General features: G+C 57.6%; 4 protein-coding genes and 1 pseudogene. 2 read left to right on the top strand and 3 right to left on the bottom strand.

Going from position 1 to position 4,292, the window contains the following annotated elements:
- From M0974_RS21615 to M0974_RS21605, 3 genes and pseudogenes are all read right to left on the bottom strand, one after another.
- Nucleotides 1-224 (bottom strand): annotated as a pseudogene (locus M0974_RS21615) (GNAT family N-acetyltransferase); the annotation flags it as partial.
- Nucleotides 225-240: 16 nt separating this feature from the next.
- Nucleotides 241-687 carry a GNAT family N-acetyltransferase gene (locus M0974_RS21610; protein WP_297841475.1) on the bottom strand — a complete coding sequence of 149 codons (447 nt, stop codon included), beginning with the start codon at nt 685-687 and terminating at the stop codon, nt 241-243.
- A gap of 13 nt (nt 688-700) precedes the next feature.
- Nucleotides 701-1,324, bottom strand: a complete 624-nt coding sequence (locus tag M0974_RS21605; protein WP_297841473.1) for an FMN-binding negative transcriptional regulator — start codon at nt 1,322-1,324, stop codon at nt 701-703.
- Nucleotides 1,325-1,413: 89 nt separating this feature from the next.
- On the opposite strand from M0974_RS21605, the gene M0974_RS21600 reads away from it, so the two are divergent.
- Nucleotides 1,414-2,973 (top strand): PLP-dependent aminotransferase family protein, encoded by a 1,560-nt coding sequence (locus M0974_RS21600; protein WP_297841471.1) that lies wholly within the window; start codon nt 1,414-1,416, stop codon nt 2,971-2,973.
- A 45-nt stretch (nt 2,974-3,018) separates the two neighbouring features.
- Nucleotides 3,019-4,230 (top strand): YeeE/YedE family protein, encoded by a 1,212-nt coding sequence (locus tag M0974_RS21595; RefSeq protein WP_297841468.1) that lies wholly within the window; start codon nt 3,019-3,021, stop codon nt 4,228-4,230.
- The last annotated feature ends 62 nt before the right edge of the window (nt 4,231-4,292 follow it).

Raw genomic sequence — 4,292 nt, 5'->3', positions numbered from 1 at the left:
GCCGCATGACGGCTTAGCCATGTATCGAAATCAGTACGTTGGGTGAAGGGGCCATAGGGCAAATAGTCCCACAGTTTCGGGTCTGAATTCGGACCTTCCAGTGCATCCCACAAACCATCGGCGTGGCGCGCCGAGTCTAGTTTCTCAAGACGAATAAAGCGCCCTTCGATGGGTTTGGCGTTCGGCAGTTTGGCAGCTTGCCAGTGCAGTTCAGCGGTCGACATAAGTACGATTCCAGAACTAAAGCGGTTTGCGAAATTGAATGTAACCCGGGCGTTCGGCAATGCGTTCATACAGCTGGATCGCGGTGGCATTAGTTTCGTGGGTCAACCAATGAACCTTGTCGCAGTTGTTTTCGCGGGCGGTGCTGTAGACGAATTCGATCAGCTGTCTACCAACCCCGGTTCCGCGCTGTTGCGCATCGACGATCAGGTCTTGCAAGTAACAGGCGTTCTTGATGCTCCAGTTAGAGCGATGGTAGATGAAGTGAACCATGCCTATGGCTTTGTCGCCGTCCCAGGCAAGGGCCGCGTTCGTTGGTTCGCCCGGATCAAGAATACGTTGCCACGTGACGTCACTGACGCTGTCGGCGAGTTCAGTTTTGTAGAACGTCAAATAGGCTTTCCATAAAGGCAGCCAGGCCGCGTGATCCTTCTCGGTGACGGGGCGAATCTGGATATCGGTCATGATCATTGCTTCCTTAGCTCATCAGTCGGGCGATTTCGTTGTCATTGGGGGCAGGGCTGGCTGCGAGGCCGTCACGAACACCCGCGATGTCGGCGGCGTTGCGGTTCTGGTTGAGCTTGCGCTTGCCTTCCAGCCGGGTGATAGGCACCGAGAAGCCGACGATGGCGCCGAGCATCTTGTCGATGTACTCCTTGGGCGCGTCCTCAACCGCCCACGGCTTGGCGCGTCCGGCTTCATGCTTGTCGGTCAATGCGCTGACCAGGTTAAGCAAGCGATGCGCATCGTGAAACACCTCGGGCGTGCCATAGGCATGGATGGCGAGGAAGTTCCAGGTCGGTACTACTTGGCCATGTTCAGCTTTGCTCGGATAGAACGACGGGCTGACGTAAGCATCTGGTCCGGCAAAAATTAGCAGAGCCTCGGCGCCGCTGGCCAGTTCCTGCCATTGGGGGTTTGCTTTCGCCAAATGCCCATGCAGCGTGCCGTTCGGTCCTTGGTCAGTGCTGAGCAGCAGCGGGACATGGTTAGCCAATAAACCGAGCGCGCCGTGAGTGACCAGAACGGCTAGGCGTGTGCCTTCGATTTGCTGATGAAGGGTGGCGAGGTCGTCTTCGTTAAACGCGCTGGGTACGTACATGAGTTTTTCCTTGGCCGATGGCTAAATATTAGGCAGGCTATTGGTTGGTTGTAAGAGCCATTAGCGGTCAATTTCGTAGGGCCAATTTCATGACATCCAATGCTCCAAGCTTTCCATTCAATTTGGCCGGCATCGAACTTGATCGCGGTCGCGGGTTGAGCCGACAGCTCTATCAGACGCTGCGCCAACGCATTCTCGATGGCAGCTTGAGCAGCGGTACGCGGTTACCTGCCAGCCGTGACTTGGCTGGATCGTTGTCGATCTCGCGAAACAGCGTGATGCGGGCCTACGATCAGCTCTACGCCGAGGGTTTCACCGAGGGGCGCATTGGCGACGGTACTTATGTGGCGCAGTTGCTAGCGGTTGGCGTCACTACAAGAAAGTCGGCTAAAAACTTATCCACAAAAGTGTCCACGGGGTTATCAACAGGCTTACCCACAGCCTTATCCACAATCTCGGCTGGAACAGTCGATATTCTTGGCAGAGAAGTTATCCACAGCACGGCGCTGAACTTACTTCAGAAGCATCATTTACCGCGCCCAAAGGGCGATGCCCCACGGGCGTTTCGAGTAGGTGTGCCCGCATTCGATCTGTTTCCCTTTGCCGTTTGGGGCAAGTTACACGCGGCTTTTTGGCGAAAACCGGACTTGGGCAGTTTAGGTTACGGTGAGCCGGCAGGGGACTGGCGCCTGCGCGAGTTGATCGCCGCCTATTTGCGCAGCTCCAGAGGATTGCATTGCAGCCCTGAGCAAATAGTGATCACCAGTGGCGCACAGCAGGCGATTAGCCTTTGTGCACAGCTGTTGGTCGAGGTGGGTGACTCGGTTGCAGTGGAAAATCCAGGTTATCGCGCAGCGGCCCATGCGTTTTCCATCGCCGGTGCGCGGCTGCACGGTGTAGCGGTGGATAACGAAGGTATGCGCTGCGCTGAATTGCTGAACACCGACTGCAAACTGGCCTACGTCACTCCGTCGCATCAATACCCGACGGGGGTGACCATGAGCCTGGCGCGACGCCTTGAAATCCTCGCATGGGCCGAGCGCACGCAAGGCTGGATCGTTGAGGACGATTACGACGGCGAGTACCGTTACAGCGGTGCACCTTTGGCGCCATTGGCAGCGCTGGACCATAAGGGGCGGGTATTGTACGTCGGCACGTTCGGCAAGATTGCGTTCCCGGCATTGCGCTTGGGCTATCTGGTGCTGCCAGTGGGGCTGGTGGAAGCCTTCAGCCAGCGCCGCGCCGTGGACATGCGTCACTCAGAGGTGGGCACCCAGGCGGTGATGGCTGAATTCATCGCTACCGGTCATTTTCAGCGACACATCCGCCGTATGCGCCGTGCTGCATTGAGCCGGCGTGATGCCTTGTTGGCAGGGTGGCCTGAAGGGATTAGTGGCTGCGGCGCGATGCCCAAAGTCGTCGCAGGATTGCACGTGGCGGTGCGTGTTGACTCGCTGGCCCGCGAGCAAGAATTGATCGAAAAAGCTGAAAGCGTCGGCGTTGAGATCAATCCGTTAAGCGATTATTGGTTGCCAACCTCGGATGAACCTGTGGATAACCGCGCGGGCATGGTGCTGGGTTTTGCTGCCGTACCTGAGGCGAGTATTCGCGATGCGCTGGATAAGCTGCGCCGGGTGTGGGCGGACTAAGCGTTTATACTCGGCGCCATTGCACTCCACTCACCGAGATCCGCTATGAGTCTGACTCTTTCCGCGACGCCTGAGCGCAAGCCTGCCGCGCCGTTGATCGCCTTCGTTTTGTTGTTATTGGGCGCCGTGTTTTTACAGAACAGCGTCGGTTCGCATCAGGTATTACTGCTGGTAGTAGGTGCCGCGCTGGGGTTAACCCTCTACCACGCCGCGTTCGGTTTCACATCGGCGTGGCGAGTGTTTATCAGTGATCGGCGTGGCGCCGGTTTACGTGCACAGATGGTGATGCTGGCGCTGGCCGTGGTGCTGTTTTTCCCGGCATTGGGCGCGGGCACCTTGTTCGGTCAGCCGGTAGTCGGTCTGGTGGCACCTGCCGGTATTTCCGTTGTATTCGGTGCGTTCATTTTCGGTATTGGCATGCAACTGGGCGGCGGCTGTGCATCCGGCACTTTATTCACCGTTGGCGGCGGCAATGCGCGAATGCTGGTGACGCTGCTGTTCTTCATCATCGGTTCGTTGATCGCTACCCAGCACGTGGACTGGTGGTTTTCATTGCCTTCGTTTCCTGCTATTTCCATCGTCAAAAGCTTCGGAGTGGTTCCGGCTTTAATCATGAGCCTGGCGCTGTTTGCGATAATCGCAGCAGTGACTGTGCGCCTGGAAAAGGGCCGTCATGGTCAGCTTGAGGAAGGCGTTGCCAGCGAACACACCGGCTTGCGGCGTTTCCTGCGTGGACCTTGGCCGTTGGTATGGGGCGCAATTGGTTTGGCCTTGCTCAATTACGCAACCCTGGCACTGGCTGGTCGGCCGTGGGGCATTACTTCGGCATTCGCACTGTGGGGCGCCAAAGCTGCCAGCGGTTTGGGTGTAGATGTCAGCAGTTGGGTGTTCTGGCAAATTCCGGGCAATGCCAAAGCGCTGGCCGCCCCGGTGTGGGAAGACGTCACCAGTGTCATGGACATTGGCATTATGCTAGGTGCGTTATTGGCCGCAGGGCTGGCAGGACGTTTCGCGCCAAGCCTTAAAATTCCGGCCCGCTCGCTGTTCGCGGCCGTTATCGGCGGTCTTCTGCTTGGCTACGGTTCACGCTTGGCATACGGCTGCAACATCGGCGCGTACTTCAGCGGCATCGCCTCCGGCAGCCTGCACGGCTGGGTGTGGTTGGTCGCTGCGTTTATCGGCAACGGTGTTGGTGTGAAGCTGCGCCCGTACTTTTTTGCCGGTGAACGTCCGCAGGTTTCGTTGAGTGGTTGTTAGGGTAAGCCTCCCATGCCAACCCGGTACATAACCTAATGTGGGACCGAATTTATTCGGGAAGG

The sequence above is a fragment of the Pseudomonas sp. genome, from assembly GCF_026224925.1.
Classification (GTDB): domain Bacteria; phylum Pseudomonadota; class Gammaproteobacteria; order Pseudomonadales; family Pseudomonadaceae; genus Aquipseudomonas.
The sequence above is the reverse complement of the archived record's forward strand: the minus strand, read 5'-3'. Positions and strand labels throughout refer to the sequence as shown.

Bases quoted from the DNA above. Each gene is read 5' to 3' on its own strand.
- M0974_RS21595 (WP_297841468.1), top strand. From the start codon at position 3,019: ATGAGTCTGACTCTTTCCGCGACGCCTGAGCGCAAGCCTGCCGCGCCG.
- M0974_RS21610 (WP_297841475.1), bottom strand. From the start codon at position 687: ATGACCGATATCCAGATTCGCCCCGTCACCGAGAAGGATCACGCGGCC.
- M0974_RS21600 (WP_297841471.1), top strand. From the start codon at position 1,414: ATGACATCCAATGCTCCAAGCTTTCCATTCAATTTGGCCGGCATCGAA.
- M0974_RS21605 (WP_297841473.1), bottom strand. From the start codon at position 1,324: ATGTACGTACCCAGCGCGTTTAACGAAGACGACCTCGCCACCCTTCAT.